A 19,143-nucleotide genomic window follows, 5' to 3' on the forward strand; every position below is an offset into this window, starting at 1 on the left:
TTAGAATAAAAGCATTTGGCTGTTTCTATCGTTTTTCAAGATCAGAACAATAATTAAGTGAGCCGTCGTACCATGAGATAAAACCGATATATTGAAGGAATGTAGATTTTCTTTCAAGTATTGGCTTATTTTTTTGCTATTAGATAAAAAGTTGGTCTTTCTTATTGGTTGTCAAAATGTGATGAATATCAGAAAATAGAACAATTCAAGAAAGCATTTGATTGGGGAGTTCATATACATAAAATTTTTAGCGAAACATTTACAGATAATGAAACATAACAATTATTTTATCAAATTTTTTGCGAGAAAAGAATGATGCTAGATTCTCGTTAAATGAGTGAATGTTATTGTCAGAACACGATGAAAGCAAGCTTTCTTAATTAAGAAAGTCGTTTCAAATTTAAACATTTATGTTATTTAATATTTTTTTAAAATAAAAAAGATTAAAAAAGTTTTCGCCAACAAACACTAGATATAGTGTTTTTTTCTTATATACCACTAAAAAATCACAAAATCTAGTCTTTTATTTTAAAAAAACAAGTGTAAAATGAAGTTAGACTTTTGAGTTGGGATGTGTTTTTTTGAAACTAACAGTTTTTTGTGGCTCCCGTTTTGGTAATAAAGAAAGCTATAAATTTATTGCCCAAACGTTAGGAAAATATATGGCTCAAGAAGAGATTGAGCTGGTTTATGGTGGATCAGAATCGGGTATCATGGGAGTTTTCAGTCAGACTTTACTAGAAAACAATGGGAAAGTCACTGGTATCTATCCAACAGGGCTTTTTGATTCTGAGTTACCGAATACAAATGTAACAACTTTTATTCCTACCGAGACAATCGACGAACGAAAAGTATTGTTATTTGAACAAGGAGATGCTGTTTTGATCTTTCCTGGAGGATTGGGAACCTTAGAAGAGTTTTCTCAACTTTTATCTTGGATGGCCATTGATTTAACAGCGAAGAAACCAATTGGTATTTTAGATATCGGAGGATATTATGAAGGTTTAAAGACGTTATTAGAAACGTTTGCCAAAGAAGAATTTATGGATGCCAAATGGCTGGATTACGTCTTTTTTTCAAATAACCCATTAGAACTAGTCGATTTATTACGCGCAGAAGTAAGTGAAACACAACAATTATTAGAGGAGGCAAATTAATGAGTCAAATTTATTTAGCAGGTCCATTCTTTTCAGAGGAGCAAGTCGAGCGTGTTGCTCGTATCGAAAAAGCATTGGAAGAAAATCCAACGGTGACTGGTTTTTATTCGCCAAGACATCATCAAGAAAGTAATTATGAAATGTTTAGTGCAGGTTGGGCACAAGAAGTTTATGAAAAAGATATGGCAGAATTAACAGCAGCTGATTACGTAGTAGCTATTTTAGATTATGAACATCAAATCATTGATCCAGGGACAGCTTATGAATTAGGGGCAGCGACAATGATGAAAAAACCAATGATTGTTTTCCAAGAAGAGACTGTTCCAACTAATTTGATGATTACTCAAAGTTTGCATACTTATTTAAAAACAGTTGACGAAGTACGTGACTACGATTTTAAAACATTACCAGTAACGAAATACGTAGGCGAGTACTTATAGAAATAGAAAGAGGAAGGATTGCATGTCAGTGATATTAATTTCAGGAACGATTGGTGCAGGAAAAAGCAGTTTGACAGATATGCTTGCGAAAGAAATCGACTCAAAACCATTTTATGAAAGTGTTGAGGACAATGAAGTGTTACCACTTTTTTATTCAAATCCAGAACAGTATGCTTTTTTATTGCAAATTTTCTTTTTGAATAAACGATTTTTAGCGATGAAAAATGCTTTAGTGGATGATGATAACGTGTTAGACCGTTCGATCTATGAAGATAGCCTGCTATTTCATTTAAATGCAGATCTAGGTCGAGTGACCGATATTGAAGTGCAACAATATGATAATTTATTAGATACGATGCTTAACGAGTTAGACGATGTTGCGCCTAAGAAACGTCCAGACTTGATGGTTCATATCAAAGTGTCCTTGGATACAATGTTGGATCGCATCAAAAAACGGGGTCGTGATTATGAACAGCTGGAAAGTGATGAGACACTTTATGACTATTATCGCTCTTTAAACCAACGTTATGATCAATGGTATGAAGATTTTGATGTTTGTCCGAAGATTCAAATCGATGGTGACCGCTTCGATTTTGTTGAGAAGCCAGAACATGCAAAAGAGGTCATTGAACAAATCCAACAAAAATTAGCAGAATTAAGCGATGTAGAGGCAGGGAAATACTTTACTGAGAATCAACATGCAAAAGGACAAGGACTGGGTCAGTAAACAGTCATAATGTTCCATTTTAAAAAGATGATGACATCGTTCATTTTAAGAAACAAGCTGGAAAACCTCCAAGATAGTCGAAACGATTTGGCGGTTTTTCAGCTTGTTTTTGATAGAGCGGTTCCTGAAAAGACATGATTCGAAAGAACACAGTTCGATAGTAATCAATTTATCAAGGAAAAAGCTGTTTTTGGCTAAGTGAAAAAGATAGTAAAAATAGATCAAAAGATTTGAACGTGTCTTTTGACATCTTCAAATCTTTTGACCTATTGGTATCCTGCCATACTTATACAAAATAAGGCCGAGACTTTATTTAACAGTTAAAACATCCACATGTCTTTCTTTCGTATAGGATTCAAATGACTTAAATGAATCTTTTACAGTTTTATGACAGTGATCGCAAATACTTAAGCTTCCTTGATCACTAAATTCGGTATGAATATTTTTACTGGTTGTACAAGTACAATAATCATGACTATCAAATATACTCATTTTTTTCTCCTTTATCACATTGTGCTTACCCAATATACCAGAAAGAAATGGCAGAAACAAAAAAATTAAGAGAAATTAACAATTTCTCTTAATTCCGGTTAATTCCTAGCGAGTGAGCCATGTCAGCTCTCGTTTTTTTGTACGAAGTGACAAGAAAACAGCCAGAACAGTTGCAAGTTTTTTCAAAAATAAAAGCTGTTCTAAAAGTTTTTCCTTTACTGATCAGGTCAAGTCGGTCTTTTTAGGTCTTTTACAAACTATAAATATTTCCGTCCTGATCTTCGATTCGGTAGTTTCCGATCTTTTTGAAGGTAACGGATACTTCTTTACCATCTTCTTTACCAGAGATGGTATAAGTGTCTGCTTCGGTCTTGATCTTGATATCATTAAGTACTGTTTTTTCTTGAGAAGTACTTGCGGTATCTTTTTCAGTTCCTGTATAGATACGTGTCCATTCCATTTTATGATCGCTAAAAATGATTTGCCCACTGACTAAATTCATGTCTTTGCGGACTTTTAATGAATAGTTACTGTTACTGATATCCTCTTTTTCAGCTTGTAGAGTCGATGAATCTGTCGTTTGGTCTGCTGAGTTACCAGATCTACCGAATAGGCTGCATCCTGATAAAGTAAAACAGCTGACAAGCGAAAGAACCATGATGACTAATTTCTTCAAAATATTTCCTCCATTGTATGATACAGCTTTAACTACAAACGGTGTGAATCCGCTAGTCAACCAAGTTGGCTGGGTTTCTGTCGTTGCGTTTACTGTGACTAATAAATTAGTATAGCTTCTATTATAAGATTTAGGAATACTAGCTTTTGTCTATTCCATTGAAAAAAGGTGTTTATGTCTCTTCTATTCAATCTCATTTCTTTACAGATGTCAACTCCCCTTCAAAAGGACTGGTTTGCTTAGTACAGCAAATGAAGTAGGGGTGTACGAGTCGTTTCAACTAAATAAAACGTTTGCTAAATTAACTTGTAACTGGTGTAAACGTTTGCTATATTGAGTAGGGAACAAGTATTATTTAGCAAATAAACTGAACTCTTTAATAGAAGGTGTGAGTGGATGACAAATTATCAATTTCCAAGTAATTTTTGGTGGGGATCAGCCGCAAGTGGCCCGCAAACAGAAGGTCGTGTTGCTGGCGATGGTAAAGGAGAGAATATTTTTGATTATTGGTTTAGCCAAGAACCAGAAAAGTTCTTTGATCAAGTAGGTCCTGAAAAAACATCACAAGTGTACACGAAGTATAAAGAAGACGTTCAATTAATGAAACAAACTGGACACAATAGTTTTCGTACTTCGATCCAATGGAGTCGCCTGATTCCTGAAGGGACTGGCGAAGTGAACCAACAAGCTGTTGATTTTTACCATGCGTATTTCGATGAATTGATCGCTAATGGCATTGAACCATTTGTGAATTTATATCATTTTGATATGCCGATGCCTTTGCAAGAAAAAGGCGGATGGCTCAATCGGGAAACGGTTGAAGCGTATGAAAGGTATGCTAAGATTTGTTTTGAATTATTTGGGACGAAAATCAAAAAATGGTTTACACATAATGAGCCAATCGTGCCAGTTGAAGCTGGGTATCTTTACCGTTGGCATTACCCGGAAGAGTCCGATATGAAAAAGGCGATCCAAGTAGGCTATCATGAAGCGCTGGCTTCTGCATTAGCCGTCAAAGCATATCATTCCATGGCATTAGATGGCTCAATCGGAATCATTTTGAATCTAACACCAAGCTATCCTCGGGATGAAAACAACCCAGAAGATGTCAAAGCAGCTAAATTAGCTGATGCCTTTTTTAATCGTTCGTTTCTTGATCCAGCAGTTAAAGGTGAGTTCCCACCAGAATTGATCGCCATTGTGAAAGAATTAGACATGGTACCAGCGATGCAAGAAGATGACTTAGCGATCATTAAAGAAAATACCATTGACTTATTAGGGATCAATTATTACCAACCAAGAAGAGTCAAAGCGAAAGAAACACCGATTGATCATGAAAATGGACCAATGCCAGAAGATTATTTTGATAATTATGAAATGCCAAATCGTAAAATGAATCCTTATCGTGGTTGGGAAATTTATGAAAAGGGAATTTATGATATCTTAATCAATGTTCGAGACCATTATGGTAATATTGACTGTTTCATTTCTGAAAACGGTATGGGTGTTGAAAATGAAGCACGTTTTATCGAAGAAGATGGGATGATCCACGATGATTATCGCATTGAATTTGTCCAAGAACATCTAAAATATGTTCATCAAGCAATCGAAGAAGGTGCTAATTGCTTGGGGTATCATATGTGGACGTGTATGGATAACTGGTCGTGGACCAATGCTTACAAAAATCGTTATGGATTTATTTCCGTTGATTTAGCGAATGATGGTAAACGGACGATCAAAAAATCTGGTCACTGGTTTAAAAAACTATCTGATACCAACCAATTTACAATATAAAAAAGTCAACGTTCCTCTTGCTCCGTTTAATAAACGGTCAAGAGGAATATTTTTGTTTGTTTGAAAAATTAGAATACAATGAAAACGCTTTTGAATGTATATAAATAAAGAATGTTATTTGATATCTTTATAAAGTAAGTATGCTTTTTAAGTGATTTTTTTAGTTTTTATCAATTGTAACCGTTTCTATATGGTTAAAATACGAACGTTATCTTTTTTGGAGGAAGTGTAAGCAGATGGTTTTCTTTTCAAGATATTTACACAGAATTAAATCAATCTACACATAGAAGCGTTAGCATTGATTATAAGGTAGAAATTATTAACACCTGTAAAAAGAAATTTTATTACGTGAGGGGCTATGAAAAATGATTGAGGTTATCAATCTGAAGAAAGTATTCGATAATGGGTTTGAAGCACTGAAGTCTGTTGATTTTCAAATCGAAAAAGGGGATTTGGTTTGTTTGCTTGGCCCTAGTGGTTGTGGAAAATCAACGATTTTGAATTTGATTGCGGGGTTATTAAGCCCTAGTCATGGGGACATTCGTTTTAGTGGAGAGTCGGTGGTACGAACGGAACCGAAAGATCGGAATATTGGTTTTGTATTTCAAAATTATGCTTTATACCCGCATATGACTGTGGTTGAGAATATTATGTTTCCATTGACGGTTGGCGAAAATAAAATCAAAAAAGCAGAAGCTAAAAAAATATCACAGGAATATATGAAACTAACGAATATCGAAGAACTCCAAGATAAAAAACCAGGGACTTTATCAGGTGGACAACAACAACGTGTGGCTATTACACGAGCCTTAGTCCAGAAACCAGAAGTTTTATTATTAGACGAGCCCTTAAGTAATTTGGATGCACGCTTGCGATTAAAGATACGAGAAGAAATTCGTCGTTTGGTAAAAGAAGTTGGAATCACTACGATTTTTGTGACGCATGATCAAGAAGAAGCACTTTCGATTAGTGACAAAATCATTTTACTGAATGAAGGTGTGATTCAACAAAATGATATTCCGCAGAATTTATACTTAGACCCGGCTAACCTGTTTGTTGCCAATTTTATCGGTAACCCGATCATCAATACGTTACCGGTCGAGGTCAATGTTCGTGAAGGGAAAATCAGCCATACGGATTTTCAAATTCCTCTGACGAAACTGGAATCCGCTCAATTAAGAAAACCATTAGTGGATGGAAAATATATCTTAGGGATTCGACCAGAAGACGTTTTTCCAACGACTAACGGATTGTTCGAAGTACAAGTTTCTGGAGTTGAATTGATCGGACGTGAACAGATTTTGAATTTTTCGCTCGCTGCGAAACATCTGAAATCGATCGTTAGTATTGAAAAGCTCATCGAAGAAGATACGGTACTCTCTTTTGATTTCCAGTACCATAAAATGTTTCTTTTCGATGAAGAAGGGGAGCGGGTGTACTAATGTTCAAAAAAGCATATGATCCAGAAAATCAACCGAAAGCTTGGTTCTTCTTACTGCCATCATTGGTCATTATTGTTTTGTTCAGTATTTATCCGTTGTTCCGTTCACTAGCGATGAGCTTTCAAAAAGGCTCCTTAATCAATCAACAATTTGCAGGAATTGAGAATTATCAGCGTGTGTTGTCAGACCCAGTCTTTATCAAAGCATTAAGAAACACCGCATTGTTTGCTTTTACAGTTGTTCCTATTTCATTGCTCCTTTCACTGGGAATCGCTTGGGTGATCTTTGAAAAAGTGAAACATAAGACTTTTTTTGAAACGATTTTTTTCATGCCTTATGTGACAAGTACGATTGCTATCGGGATCGTCTTTCGCTATTTTTTCAACGGGTCCTATGGGCTCATTAATTATTTGCTGAATTTTTTAGGATTTGAATCAATCAATTGGTTAGATAATGTTTCGATGAGTATGACAACGTTGATCATCTTTGGGGTTTGGACCAGTCTCGCATTCAATATCATTATCTTATTGGCTGGTTTAAGAAATATTGACGAAGAGCATTATAAAATCGCTCGAATGTTTGGAGCAGATGCTTGGGAGATTTTTAGTCGGATCACGTTTCCTCAATTGATCCCAACGATCACCTTCTTGTTGACTGTCAATATCATCGGAGCGTTTAAAGTCTATACTCAAGTCTATGCTTTGTTTGGTGGGCAGCCAGGGATCGCCAAAAGTGCTACGACAGCGGTCTTTTATATTTACGATAAATTCCACATCGCTGGTCGACCAGGGATCGCTATGGCGGCGACGGTCATTTTGTTCCTCGTCATTTTACTGATCACATTTATTCAAAATAAATTGTTGAAGAAAGTAGGGAGAAGAGGATGAAAAAAGTTGTTACAGGACTCTCATTGCTATTTATCGGAATTTTAGGGATCGTAACGATTTTTCCATTTATTTATATGATTTTAGCTGGGTTGATGACATATAGTGAGGCAACGAGTATTCCACCAACCTTACTGCCAACATCATTTCAATGGGGAAATTATACGGAGGTATTTGAAAAAGCACCATTTTTACGTTATTTCTTCAATACCGTCTTTGTTTCGTTAGTAACTACGATCGCTACAGTCATCACATCTGTTTTAGCGGCTTTTGCGTTAACAAGTCTGGAATTTCGTTTTAAAAAATTGATTATCGGGATCATGATCTCATTACTAATGGTTCCTTATGAGTCCATTATTTTTACGAATTATAATACGATTTCACGAATGGGATTACTAAACAGCTATGGTGCATTGATCATTCCTTTCTTGACCAGTATTTTTTATATTTATTATTTGAACGGGTATTTAAAGAGTATTTCCAGTACCTTTTATAAAGCAGCTAAAATCGATGGTGCCAGTGATCTAGAGTATATTTGGAAAATTTTAGTGCCGATGTCTAAACCAGCATTAGTCACGGTGGGTATCTTGACGTTTATTTCAAGTTGGAATTCATTTTTATGGCCACTGCTTGTGACGAACGAGAAAAAATTCCGCCTGTTAAATAATGGTTTAGCTGCTTTTACCTCTGAAAGTGGGAGTGACGTTCATTTACAAATGGCGGCGGCGACGTTAACAGTTATCCCGATTTTGATTATTTATTTGATTTTTAGAAAAGAAATTATACGAGGAGTGGCGAAAAATGGAATCAAAGGATAAAACAGTGATTACTTTCCATAGTGGAATCTTAACGATCGGTGGAACGATCATTGAAGTTGCCTACCGCGATTCACACATCTTTTTTGATTTTGGCACAGAGTACCGTCCAGAATTAGACTTAGCTGATGAATCTTTAAATACATTGCTTGAACATCGATTGATTCCTGACTTGAATGGATTATATGATCCAAGGCTGTTTGATCAAGTACAGCACATACAAGCAGGAGAAAGAGAGCCGTATCAGCATACAGCCGTTTTCTTATCTCACGCTCATTTGGATCATTCAAAAATGATCAATTATCTTGATCCAGCAATTCCTTTATACACTTTAAATGAAACGAAGCAAATCTTACATTCCCTTCATCGAAACAATGATTTCTTGATTCCTTCTCCTTTTGAAAAAGAAGGGTTTGTACGTGAAATGAATGGGTTATCTCCTTATGAAACTGTTCAGATTGGAGAAATCAGTGTGGAGATTCTACCAGTCGATCATGATGCGTATGGTGCAGCTGCTTTACTAATCAAAACGCCTGACCGATTCTTGACTTACACTGGTGACTTGCGTCTTCATGGATATGACCGGCAAATGACAGAAACGTTTTGTCAAAAATCATTTCAGACTGACTTATTGATGATGGAAGGCGTCAGCATCAGTTTTCCTGACCGAGAAATAAGCGAACAAACGCCAATTGCTACGGAAGAAGAGCTAGTTCAGCGCTTTTGTGAACTGGTCGATCAATATCCTAATCGTCAAATTACTTTCAATGGGTACCCAGCAAACCTTAAACGCTTTGAAATGCTGGTGAAACAATCCCCGCGAACGATGGTTTTAGAAGCGAATATGGCTGCATTAATGAAAGAAGTTCTAGGAATGGATGTGCCCTATTACTATTTAACGGATAGTCCAGTCATTCCGATTCTTCAGTCAGAATTAGAATATCCCTACGAAGTTTTACGCAACGATGAAACAACTTTTGTTTGGCAAGTCGTTGATAATATAGAAAACTTGCAAGGAGGAGGTTTATACATTCATAGTGATGCCCAACCATTGGGAGATTTTGATCCACAATATGCTGTCTTTTTAAAGATTTTAGCTGAAAAGCAAGTTGAATTTGTTCGATTATCGCTGTCTGGACACGCATTTCCAGCTGATTTAGCTGAAATCATCGACAAGATACAACCAAAAGTGTTAGTGCCGATCCATACGTTAAAACCCGAGAAATTAGTCAATCCTTATGGAGAAAGAATTTTGCCAAAACGTGGCGAACAAATTATTTTATAAGAGAAAAGGGAGAGTAAAAAGAAGATGAAAATGAAAAAATGGGCTTCTGTGTTTGTGGCTGCAGCAGCAGTATTTGCGTTAAGTGCTTGTGGAAAGAATGAAAAGGTAGATAGTTCAAGTGAGGATATCGTAACAGAAATCAATGAAAAGACAACGATCAACTTCTGGCATGCGATGAATGGTGCGCAAGAAGAAGCATTAACTAAACTTACAGATGACTTCATGAAAGAAAATCCTAATATAAAGGTAGAGTTGCAAAATCAATCGCAATATTCGGATCTTCAAGCAAAAATCAATTCGACATTACCTTCACCTAAGGATCTGCCGACAATCACTCAAGCTTATCCAGGATGGCTATGGAATGCTGCTCAAGATGAGATGTTGGTTGATTTAAACCCATATATCGAAAATGATACGATTGGCTGGAAGGATCAGGAAGAAATCCGTGATTCATTATTAGAAGGTGCTAAAATTGATGACAAACAATATGGTATCCCTTTTAACAAATCAACGGAAATGCTTTTCTACAATGCAGATCTATTAAAACAATATAACGTTGAAGTGCCGACGACACTAGCAGAATTAAAAGAAGCTTCAAAAACGATCTATGAAAAATCAGATGGGCAAGTGGTGGGTGCTGGGTTTGATTCATTGAATAACTACTATGCGATTGGTATGAAAAATCAAGGTGTTGATTTTGACAAAGACTTAGCTTTAGATGGGAAAGAATCACAAAAAGTGATCGATTACTATGCTGAGGGCGTCAAAGATGGTTATTTCCGAATTGCTGGATCGGATAAGTACTTGTCAGGTCCTTTTGCAAATGAACAAGTGGCAATGTTTGTTGGCTCGATTGCTGGAGAAGGTTATGTGAAAAAAGATACTGAAGGAAAATTTGAGTATGGCGTTGCGCCACGTCCTGAAAAAATCAATTTGCAACAAGGAACGGATATCTATATGTTCAGTAGTGCCAGTGCTGAAAAACGCACAGCTGCTTTTGAATATATGAAATTTTTAGCGCAACCGGAAAACCAACTGTATTGGGCAAATATGACTGGTTATATGCCAATCGTTGAATCGGTTCTTGAAAGTAATGAATACAAGAATTCTACAGAAACAAAAGTACCACAATATTTAGAAGCAGCTACTTCTGATCTATTCTCGATCCCTGTGATTGAAAACGCAGATCCTGCTTATAATGAGGTACGTTCGATCATGGAAAACATTTTATCGAATACGAATCAAGATACGAAAAAACTGATAAAAGATTCTGTTCCTCAATTGGAAGATGCTTGGAATCAATAAACAATCGAACGAAAGAACGTTCAGAACGTTAGCTTGTTTGCTTTAGGCGGTTGAGACAAAAGTGTTTAACATCAAGAAATAAGAAGGAGTTTCCGAAATTTTCTTCTCAAATTTTGGGTCAATTTCGGCTTATTTTTCGAAGATGCTGCTTTTGTCTCGCTGTGAACAAGAGGCTGTGAGAGAAGCGTTTAGCTCCGAGCGAATAAGAGAGGATTTTTTAAAATAGTTCCTCATATTTTAGAAAATCATCGCTTATTGTTGAGGAGTTGCTTCTTGAACGCCGTTTAGCAAGAGGTCGTGAAAACATCGGGTAGCTCTGATGACAATAAGAAAGAATTTTTTGAAACAGCTTCTCATGTTTTGAAAAATTCAGGCTTATTTCAAGGAGCTGATGTTTGAACACCGTTTATTCGTTTTTAGAGATACTAAAAGAGACTGAGGCAAGTTTTGGTTCAGTCGCATGAAATGGGAGACAAGTATGAAAATAACATTGTTAGCAACTAGTGACGTCCATGGGTATATCTATCCAACGAACTATGCGACGGATCAAGAACAACCTTATGGCTATGCAAAAATTGCCAGTAGGATCAAACAAATCAGAGAAACTAGCCCAGACCCTCTTTATGTCATTGATAACGGTGACTTCATTCAGGGGTCACCTTTTAGTTACTACTTAGCAAAACAACAAGATCACCACGTCTCAGAATTAACGAATGTCTTAAATGAAATGGATGTGGATGCTAGTATATTAGGAAATCATGAATTTAATTATGGCTTATCTTACTTAGAACAAGCTATCGCTAGTTATCATCATCCTGTCTTATCTGCTAATATTTTAACGAGCAAAGGCGATCCTTATTTTGGACAGCCCTATGTGATTATTGAAAAACAAGGGATCAAAGTGGCGATTTTAGGGTTGACCACGCAATATATCCCCCATTGGGAACAACCTGAAACAATTAAAGACCTACAATTTGTTTCTGCAGTTGAAGCAGCGAAACAGTATGTACCTAAACTTAGAGAATTAGCAGATATAGTGGTTGTAGCTTATCATGGTGGATTCGAGAAAGATTTAGAGACTGGCGAACCCACTGAAGCATTGACTGGCGAAAATGAAGGCTTCCAACTACTCCAAGAAGTAGCTGGGATGGATGCGTTGATTACTGGGCACCAACATCGAGTGATTGCTGCGAAGGTAAATGGTGTGCCGATTATCCAACCGGGCTATCGTGGCGAATTTTTAGGTAAAATCGAATTATCCTTGGAACGAACGGTTAATGGTTATCGTGTTTCGGACGGAAAAGCAGAACTGATTTCCTTAGTAACTGACGAGGCAGATGAAGACATTCTTTCACTTGTTCAAAAAACAGAAAATGAATTGCAAACATGGCTTGATCAACCAGTGGGAGAGGTACAAGGAGACATGAAAATCACTGATCCGATGCAAGCACGAATCGTGGAACATCCTTATATTGAGTTTATTAATCGGGTGCAAATGGCTGCCAGCGGAGTATCGATTTCTGGAACGGCTCTGTTCAACAATGAAGGTCAAGGATTCAATGAAACTATTACAATGAGAGAAATTATTACCAATTATATTTATCCTAATACTTTAACAGTTCTTAAAATTACAGGGCAGGATCTAAGAGATGCCTTAGAACAAACAGCAAACTTCTTGGCAATAGAATCAGGCGAGATCGTATTTAATCCTGCGTTCATTGAACCTAAACCACAGTATTATAATTATGACATGTATGAGGGCATTGATTATGAGATCGATTTACGTCAACCAGTAGGGCAAAGGATCACTAAATTAGCCAGAGCAGGCAAACCGATTCATCCTGAGGAAGAGCTGGAAGTAGTCATGAATCAGTACAGAGCGGTCGGTGGTGGGAATTATCACATGTTCTCTGCCGATAAAATCATTCGTGAAATCCAAATCGATATGACTGAACTGATTGCTGATTATTTAAGAAAACATCAACAAATTCATGCTGAAGTAAATCATAACTTTCGGGTAATCAAGTAAACAAGGGGGACAGAAATTAGTGAAATCTGTCTATTCAAGTCTATTCAAGAAAAGAGCAAGCCAAAACGAAGGTAAATAAATCGAAGCATGCAATTAACAAAATTGTTTATCAAAACTAATCCAAAAGGTAATTGTTGTAAATGATTAACAGTCTCAAGTGTTGTAAGTTTCAGGTTATTTTCAATGTACTTATAACGTTTTTTTGGTGAAAGTATGTTCTTAGAAACCTTCTAAATTTGCTTTACTATAAATTTAGTTACAACTTTTTTTATAAAACGATCCATCAGTATGGGTTATTTATAAAAAAAATTCCGTTATTTAATATCTTTTTTTACTTTTTTGTCTTTACTCTTCATTTTTTGTATATAATGGAATAGGCAAATTTGAATGGGAGTGGAGAAAGGTATGAGAAAAAAACGTCCTTTTCTTCTCTTTTGGTTAGTTGGTTTTTTCTTACTGCTTTTTTTATCAGCCGCAGTTTCAGGAAAAATGACAGCAGATATCGCTCAACTAGAAACAGAAAAAATCATTGCAAGTAAAGAATCAGTAGATAAATTTAAAAAAGAATTTTCTACTTATTGGTGGAAGGATTACAAGATAGTAGCCAACTATGATAAGGGAGAATTAGAGCTTTATTTGCCAAAAGACAAGGAAAGTAATCAGTTTATCAATATTGATGATGTCTTAAGTGCTATTTCGTTAAGACAATATCAATTCAACGATAAACATTTGACCGTCTTACTTTTAACCAATGACGGAGAAAAACTAGCTCGATTAAAGAACGGAAAAGTAATAACCAGCTATTCAGATAAGGTGAATCGTGAGGTTGTTAGTACCCGTCTGAAAGATTGGATAAAAATGAATAAAGAAGTCAAAGAAAATTCTGATACGACTCAGGTTGAGCCGACTCAGGAAAGTTCTTCTGAACGTTCGGAAACAATTCAAAGTACGACCCAAAGTAAGTCCAAGACGCAATCGAGTCGTACAACTAAAAATAGCACAAAAAACGGCAAAGCAAGTCAGCAACAGAAGGCAAAGTAACACGAGTATTTTAGTAAGAGTACGCAAACTGTGAAATAGATGGGGCAACACGTCTTTTCCAGCTCAAGTACTGAAAGGTGCATGATAGTCATTCGTTTGAAATGATGGAAGTTCATTTGTTTTTACTAAGTTACTGTTTTTTGCTGAATCTTTGACTGATTGTTCTTGCTTCATTCGATAACTAGAACTATTGTAGTTCAGGTTAACCAAAACAAAAACAGCTAACAAAAACTCCTCAGGATGGACATATTTAGTCTGAGGGGTTCTTTTTTTTGGCATAGATATCCATAATTGCTCCCTTCATTTCTAAAAAAAATCTTAAAATAACCCTTTTTTTAGGAAATTTTCATTTTTTAGGAGCAGAATAAAAAAAAATAAAAGAGAGAAGTGATACTTGTGACACATTTGAAAAAATTGTGCCAAAATCGTTTGCTGATTGTTTTGACAGCTAGTTTTTTCTTTTGGCTGAAAACGATCTTTGCCTATTACGTTGATTTTTCATTGGGCGTTGAAGGCAGCATCCAATACTTTATTCTGTGGATTAATCCAATTGCAACGACATTGTTGTTTTTTGGTTTAGCATTATATATAAAAAAATTGAAACCCGCATTGATTGTTCTTTTAATCATTGATATTTTAAATACGCTTTTGCTTTATTTGAATATTATTTTTTATCGAGAATTTACAGATTTCGTGACCGTAAAGTCTATTCTAGGCTTTTCTAAAGTTTCACAAGGTTTATCAGGAAGTTCCTTTGCATTAATGAGACCTCATGACATTTTGTATTGGTTGGATATATTAGTATTTGTAGGACTCATCATCTGGATGTTTGTTAAAAAAATACCAGTAAAAAGTCCTGCAGTCTCTAAACCAGTGGCGATCGCAGTTACTTGTCTGTCAGCGTTGATTTTTTCAGGAAATTTAGCGCTTAGTGAAGCAAATCGTCCCCAATTGTTGCAACGGACGTTTGACCGTTCTTACATCGTCAAATATTTGGGAATCGATGCCTATACTATTTACGATGCTATCAAAACAGGGATGACAAGTAGTGTTCGTGCGCATGCAAGTAGTAATGGTGTGGAAGAAGTGAGAAAATACACCGAAAATCATTATGCTGCTCCTAATCCAGCAACATTTGGCGTGGCTAAAGGGAAAAACATCATTGTCCTGCATTTAGAAAGCTTCCAACAATTTCTAATCAATATGAAGGTAGATGGTCAAGAAGTAACGCCATTCTTAAATAGTATCTATAAGAATCAATCAACGATCAGCTTTGACAATTTCTTCCATGAAGTTGGACAAGGAAAAACAAGTGATGCAGAAAATATGTTAGAGACGGGAACTTTTGGTTTACCACAAGGTTCTTTGTTTACCGAGCTAGGTTCAGATAACACGTTCCAAGCTGCTCCAGCAATCTTGGCGCAACAGCAAGGCTATACGAGCGCGGTTTTCCATGGGAATGTCGGGAGCTTCTGGAACCGAGATCATGTGTATAAAAATTTAGGCTATGACAACTTCTTTGATCGTTCTTATTTCAATAGTTCAGATGAAACGTTGGGATATGGTATTTTAGATAAGGACTTATTCAGAGAATCAGCTAAATATTTGGAACATTTACAACAACCGTTCTATACTAAGTTTCTTTCGGTAACTAATCATACGCCATACTATACAGACGATAAACATTTTAATTTCCCATCATTGAAGACTGGCAATAGCAGAGTAGATGATTACGTCCGGACAGCTCATTATTTAGATCAATCGTTGGAACAATTCTTTACGTATTTGAAAAAATCCGGTATCTATCAAAATTCGATGTTTGTCATCTACGGAGATCATTTTGGAATATCCAATACGGATAATAAAGACTTGGCGAAAGCCTTAGGAAAAGACCCTACTACTTGGGATGATTTTGATAATGCTCAAATGCAGCGAGTGCCATTGATGTTCCACATTCCAGGTTATAAAAAAGGTGAGATCAATCATGAATATGGTGGCGAAATTGATGTGTTACCTACCCTGTTACACTTAGTAGGAATCAATGATAAAGACTATATCCATTTTGGTACAGATTTGCTTTCACCACAGCATGATCAGTTGGTTGCCTTTAGAAATGGTAATTTTGTGACACCTAAATATACCGTTTTAGATGGAAAAACTTATGATAACCAAACAGGGGAAATCATTGATCCTAAAAAAGCTGGTATCCAAAAAGAAGTGGAAAAAGATCAGAATCAAGTCAAAACGGCTTTAAGTTTATCTGATAAGTTGAATCAAGAGAATCTATTACGTTTCTATGTACCAGATAACTTTAAAACGATTGATCCTAAAAAGTATGATTATAAAAATGATGCAGAGAAAAATGAAACCATTGAAAAACAAAAAGGAAGCAAGTCCACGAGTGTTTATTCTAAAAATGGAAATAAAACAACGACTAACCTTTACCCTGCAGAAACAGATGAGAATAATTAAATGAATAGTTGATAAAACTTCCAAAAAAGTCGATTTGTTTTCACTTTTTTGGAAGTTTTTTTTATATAATTCGTAAACTTTTTTATTTTAGCGTATGTAATTAGTGAAGGAAACAAATTTTTTACAGCGATTCTTTTGGAAGTGAAAAATCCGAGGAAATTTGGATAGGTGTAAAAAATGATGGCTGAATTCAGTTGAATCAAATAAAAATAGAAAAGGAAAACAGGATAAACTTGTCAGCTATAGGTTGACCGAAGAATAAAAATCAGAAACAACAAGGAGGGGAAACGTTTAATCAAAACAACAACTGGCAATGAACGAACATGTACATATAGAAGCACAGATCCAAGCAGCTAATTTATTTTTCAACACTTTGGCTAAACATTTCTTATCATACAAACGGTCATGTGATACGTGTTGTAGAAGTGTTACAAGAAGGATGAAAGATCAACTGTTTCGTACATGGCACTCACTCAGTTATTGGTTTTGGTAACGATCAATTATGTATGATGGAGAATTAATCAAGCAACTTCGAGTGAATCGAAAGTTGACACAAACACAGTTAGCAAAGGGAATCTGTTCCAAAACATCTCTAGTAGGAATCGAAAATCATACCGTAAAGAAGATCTCTTTTTGTACACTAAAAGCCTTCTTGGAACGCTTAAATATTTCTTTGGCCGAATATGAATGGTTACGTAATCAGCTTGAAGAACCCAAAAAAACGAAGAAAAGTCGGCATCTTTTAAATAAAATCCAAGAAGAGAACTTTGATCCTTATAAGGAAATCGCCAACAACCGAAAGCAATATAAAAAAACAGCTGATTTATACTATTTAATGTTAAATCTACAGATGTTTTGGCAGACGAATGGAAAAATGGAGTTGCAATTAGAATTTCTAGGATATGAGTGTCGTACGATTGAAGAATACTTTATGAAAATCAGGGAATATGGTCATTTTGAGTTAGACATTCTTTCCAAGTATCCCTATATTTTCAGTGATTCATTTCTAGACAATCATTACTTGAAAATCAAAAAAAGAATGCGACAAATGACCGATTCTTTGAATGAAGACTATTTATTTACATTTTTAATGAATCTCACGCTTTATTATATCGATAAAAAACGTTTCAAAAAAGCGCGTAGTATCAACCTTGATATGTCTCGCAGTTTGGCACACAAAGAAAAATCAACAATCATTTATGAAAGTTTGATGACAGAATACTACAGAAAGCTGATTGCACAAGCCTTAGGTGAGCCACTTTCAAAAGAGCTGAATACTTTTTTTACGGTCATCGAATATACCCTAGGCAAGAAAGAGCGCAAACGTCTTGAAGAGAAACTCTTGGAAGTGATAAAAGAGGAAGAGAAAAAAATGATGCTGTTTGAACAGATTGCCAAGATAGAACAAGAATAAGTAAGACAAGTGAATAAGAGTAGAAAAGACCTTGCAACAATCATTGACTAAACGAACTGTCAGGTACTTTTCTGCTCTTTCACTCAACTATCAGTAGGAGCAAATCTGTTTGGTCATTCAGGATGAACGATCTCAGATTTTTGCTTTTTTGTATCGAATAATGGGAAAAAACGATTGATTTCATTGGTTGCAGCATCTCTTGAATCAGATGCATGAATGATATTTTCAGTTCCAGGTAAGGCATAATCTCCACGAATCGTTCCAGGAACAGCATCTACAGCTTTAGTTGCACCGACCATCTTACGGACGATATCGATGACATCCTCTCCAGCTAAAACAAGATAGACTACTGGTCCCGAGGTCATATAATCAATCAATTCATCGAAAAAGCTCCGACCGCTTAAGTGATGATAATGCTCTTGTGCGAGTTCTTTTGTCATTGTTGCAAACTTCATTTCAGTAATTGCTAATCCTTTTTCTTCAAATCGTTGGATGATCCGCCCAATTAAATGACGTCTGACACCATCCGGTTTGATAATGACCAATGTACGTTCCATCTGATACACCCCTTTTTTTGTTATACCTTTATTATACTGGTGTCTGAGTAAACCCACAATCAAAGTGAAAAAGCTGATCAACATGCGGGCTATTAAGTACAATAAGAATTTTCTAACCCCATCAAGCAAAAACAATTTATTTACCATAAATGTTTGGAAAAAGCAAAAAATAAGTTTGACAATCGGTGCATAAGTTGTTATATTTACGAAGGAAAACTAAATAGGATTTGTTAGGTGAGGCTCCTATACAAACACAGGCTACTGCCCAAAAACGTCGAGAGACGCCAATGGGTAGAACAGGAATTGTCGAGACAAGGCTTTTCATAAGGTAGCTAAAAGCAAGGAATTGCTTTTTACGTTGTACAGTGTCAAAACTCAACGATGAGATCAAAGAAGCTTTTTTTATGTGCTTTTTCGACCTTTCGCTGAATTTTTGATGAAAGGTCTTTTTGTGTTGAAACAATCCTAACAAACAAAAAATGGAGGTGGTTTCGTTGGGAAGTTGATGCTTTTAAAACGAAAGAGAAACAAGAACAATTCTATCAAGTTAAAGGAGATGAGAACAAATGGATGACAGTCCTGCGAAGAAAATAATGCGAGAGAAATTGCTGGC

16 protein-coding genes and 1 riboswitch are annotated in these 19,143 nt (G+C 35.9%); of the genes, 13 read left to right on the top strand and 3 right to left on the bottom strand.

Annotated features, from left to right (window positions below; genetic code table 11):
• Positions 1 to 581: 581 nt before the first annotated feature.
• From AB5M32_RS00500 to AB5M32_RS00510, 3 genes are read left to right on the top strand one after another with little or no spacing between them, the layout of a single operon-like run.
• Entirely contained in the window at positions 582 to 1,157 is a 576-nt protein-coding gene (locus tag AB5M32_RS00500; protein ID WP_063626655.1) for a TIGR00730 family Rossman fold protein, read from the top strand.
• Positions 1,157 to 1,597 (top strand): nucleoside 2-deoxyribosyltransferase, encoded by a 441-nt coding sequence (locus AB5M32_RS00505; RefSeq protein ID WP_010719926.1) that lies wholly within the window; start codon positions 1,157 to 1,159, stop codon positions 1,595 to 1,597. The genes AB5M32_RS00500 and AB5M32_RS00505 overlap by 1 nt, the downstream gene beginning before the upstream one ends.
• Positions 1,598 to 1,619: 22 nt before the next feature.
• Entirely contained in the window at positions 1,620 to 2,324 is a 705-nt protein-coding gene (locus tag AB5M32_RS00510; protein WP_010719925.1) for a deoxynucleoside kinase, read from the top strand.
• A 742-nt stretch (positions 2,325 to 3,066) separates the two neighbouring features.
• Here the strand turns inward: AB5M32_RS00510 and AB5M32_RS00515 are convergent.
• A complete protein-coding gene (locus AB5M32_RS00515; RefSeq protein ID WP_178286700.1) occupies positions 3,067 to 3,492 on the bottom strand; it encodes a hypothetical protein in 426 nt (141 codons plus the stop codon).
• A gap of 396 nt (positions 3,493 to 3,888) precedes the next feature.
• On the opposite strand from AB5M32_RS00515, the gene AB5M32_RS00520 reads away from it, so the two are divergent.
• The 8 genes from AB5M32_RS00520 (at position 3,889) to AB5M32_RS00555 (ending at position 14,087) form a co-directional block, all read left to right on the top strand.
• Positions 3,889 to 5,286: a glycoside hydrolase family 1 protein gene (locus AB5M32_RS00520; RefSeq protein WP_178286698.1), complete on the top strand. Its 1,398-nt coding sequence runs from the start codon at positions 3,889 to 3,891 to the stop codon at positions 5,284 to 5,286.
• Positions 5,287 to 5,651: 365 nt separating this feature from the next.
• A complete protein-coding gene (locus tag AB5M32_RS00525) occupies positions 5,652 to 6,728 on the top strand; it encodes an ABC transporter ATP-binding protein (protein ID WP_178286696.1) in 1,077 nt (358 codons plus the stop codon).
• A complete protein-coding gene (locus AB5M32_RS00530; RefSeq protein WP_010719920.1) occupies positions 6,728 to 7,615 on the top strand; it encodes a carbohydrate ABC transporter permease in 888 nt (295 codons plus the stop codon). The genes AB5M32_RS00525 and AB5M32_RS00530 overlap by 1 nt, the downstream gene beginning before the upstream one ends.
• Positions 7,612 to 8,430 carry a carbohydrate ABC transporter permease gene (locus AB5M32_RS00535; protein ID WP_178286694.1) on the top strand — a complete coding sequence of 273 codons (819 nt, stop codon included), beginning with the start codon at positions 7,612 to 7,614 and terminating at the stop codon, positions 8,428 to 8,430. Before AB5M32_RS00530 ends, AB5M32_RS00535 begins: the two co-directional genes overlap by 4 nt.
• Entirely contained in the window at positions 8,414 to 9,712 is a 1,299-nt protein-coding gene (locus AB5M32_RS00540) for an MBL fold metallo-hydrolase (RefSeq protein WP_081127816.1), read from the top strand. The genes AB5M32_RS00535 and AB5M32_RS00540 overlap by 17 nt, the downstream gene beginning before the upstream one ends.
• 24 nt (positions 9,713 to 9,736) lie before the next feature.
• Positions 9,737 to 11,017 carry an extracellular solute-binding protein gene (locus tag AB5M32_RS00545; protein WP_178286692.1) on the top strand — a complete coding sequence of 427 codons (1,281 nt, stop codon included), beginning with the start codon at positions 9,737 to 9,739 and terminating at the stop codon, positions 11,015 to 11,017.
• Positions 11,018 to 11,495: 478 nt separating this feature from the next.
• Positions 11,496 to 13,046 (top strand): bifunctional UDP-sugar hydrolase/5'-nucleotidase, encoded by a 1,551-nt coding sequence (locus AB5M32_RS00550; RefSeq protein WP_178286690.1) that lies wholly within the window; start codon positions 11,496 to 11,498, stop codon positions 13,044 to 13,046.
• 405 nt (positions 13,047 to 13,451) lie between these two features.
• A complete protein-coding gene (locus tag AB5M32_RS00555; protein WP_178286688.1) occupies positions 13,452 to 14,087 on the top strand; it encodes a hypothetical protein in 636 nt (211 codons plus the stop codon).
• Positions 14,088 to 14,150: 63 nt separating this feature from the next.
• Here AB5M32_RS00555 and AB5M32_RS00560 read toward each other — a convergent pair whose 3' ends face one another.
• Positions 14,151 to 14,366, bottom strand: coding sequence for a hypothetical protein (locus AB5M32_RS00560; RefSeq protein ID WP_178286687.1), 216 nt, complete (start codon positions 14,364 to 14,366; stop codon positions 14,151 to 14,153).
• Positions 14,367 to 14,483: 117 nt separating this feature from the next.
• Between AB5M32_RS00560 and AB5M32_RS00565 the strand changes: the two genes are divergently transcribed.
• Complete coding sequence (locus AB5M32_RS00565; RefSeq protein ID WP_063626671.1) at positions 14,484 to 16,559, top strand: LTA synthase family protein; 2,076 nt, start codon at positions 14,484 to 14,486, stop codon at positions 16,557 to 16,559.
• Between the two features lie 502 nt (positions 16,560 to 17,061).
• Positions 17,062 to 17,973: a helix-turn-helix domain-containing protein gene (locus AB5M32_RS00570; protein WP_010738334.1), complete on the top strand. Its 912-nt coding sequence runs from the start codon at positions 17,062 to 17,064 to the stop codon at positions 17,971 to 17,973.
• Positions 17,974 to 18,086: 113 nt separating this feature from the next.
• On the opposite strand, the gene ndk is transcribed toward AB5M32_RS00570, so the two are convergent.
• A complete protein-coding gene (ndk, locus tag AB5M32_RS00575; protein WP_010719910.1) occupies positions 18,087 to 18,530 on the bottom strand; it encodes a nucleoside-diphosphate kinase in 444 nt (147 codons plus the stop codon).
• A gap of 219 nt (positions 18,531 to 18,749) precedes the next feature.
• Positions 18,750 to 18,924: riboswitch (M-box (ykoK) riboswitch) on the top strand.
• The last annotated feature ends 219 nt before the right edge of the window (positions 18,925 to 19,143 follow it).

Origin of the sequence: Enterococcus sp. C57, assembly GCF_040887305.1 — a bacterium.
Taxonomy (GTDB): domain Bacteria; phylum Bacillota; class Bacilli; order Lactobacillales; family Enterococcaceae; genus Enterococcus_B; species Enterococcus_B hirae.

Coding starts and splice junctions, on each gene's coding strand:
- AB5M32_RS00570 (WP_010738334.1), top strand. CDS start 17,062: ATGTATGATGGAGAATTAATCAAGCAACTTCGAGTGAATCGAAAGTTG.
- AB5M32_RS00510 (WP_010719925.1), top strand. CDS start 1,620: ATGTCAGTGATATTAATTTCAGGAACGATTGGTGCAGGAAAAAGCAGT.
- AB5M32_RS00560 (WP_178286687.1), bottom strand. CDS start 14,366: ATGCCAAAAAAAAGAACCCCTCAGACTAAATATGTCCATCCTGAGGAG.
- AB5M32_RS00505 (WP_010719926.1), top strand. CDS start 1,157: ATGAGTCAAATTTATTTAGCAGGTCCATTCTTTTCAGAGGAGCAAGTC.
- AB5M32_RS00535 (WP_178286694.1), top strand. CDS start 7,612: ATGAAAAAAGTTGTTACAGGACTCTCATTGCTATTTATCGGAATTTTA.
- AB5M32_RS00530 (WP_010719920.1), top strand. CDS start 6,728: ATGTTCAAAAAAGCATATGATCCAGAAAATCAACCGAAAGCTTGGTTC.
- AB5M32_RS00520 (WP_178286698.1), top strand. CDS start 3,889: ATGACAAATTATCAATTTCCAAGTAATTTTTGGTGGGGATCAGCCGCA.
- AB5M32_RS00545 (WP_178286692.1), top strand. CDS start 9,737: ATGAAAATGAAAAAATGGGCTTCTGTGTTTGTGGCTGCAGCAGCAGTA.
- AB5M32_RS00540 (WP_081127816.1), top strand. CDS start 8,414: ATGGAATCAAAGGATAAAACAGTGATTACTTTCCATAGTGGAATCTTA.
- ndk (WP_010719910.1), bottom strand. CDS start 18,530: ATGGAACGTACATTGGTCATTATCAAACCGGATGGTGTCAGACGTCAT.
- AB5M32_RS00525 (WP_178286696.1), top strand. CDS start 5,652: ATGATTGAGGTTATCAATCTGAAGAAAGTATTCGATAATGGGTTTGAA.
- AB5M32_RS00550 (WP_178286690.1), top strand. CDS start 11,496: ATGAAAATAACATTGTTAGCAACTAGTGACGTCCATGGGTATATCTAT.
- AB5M32_RS00555 (WP_178286688.1), top strand. CDS start 13,452: ATGAGAAAAAAACGTCCTTTTCTTCTCTTTTGGTTAGTTGGTTTTTTC.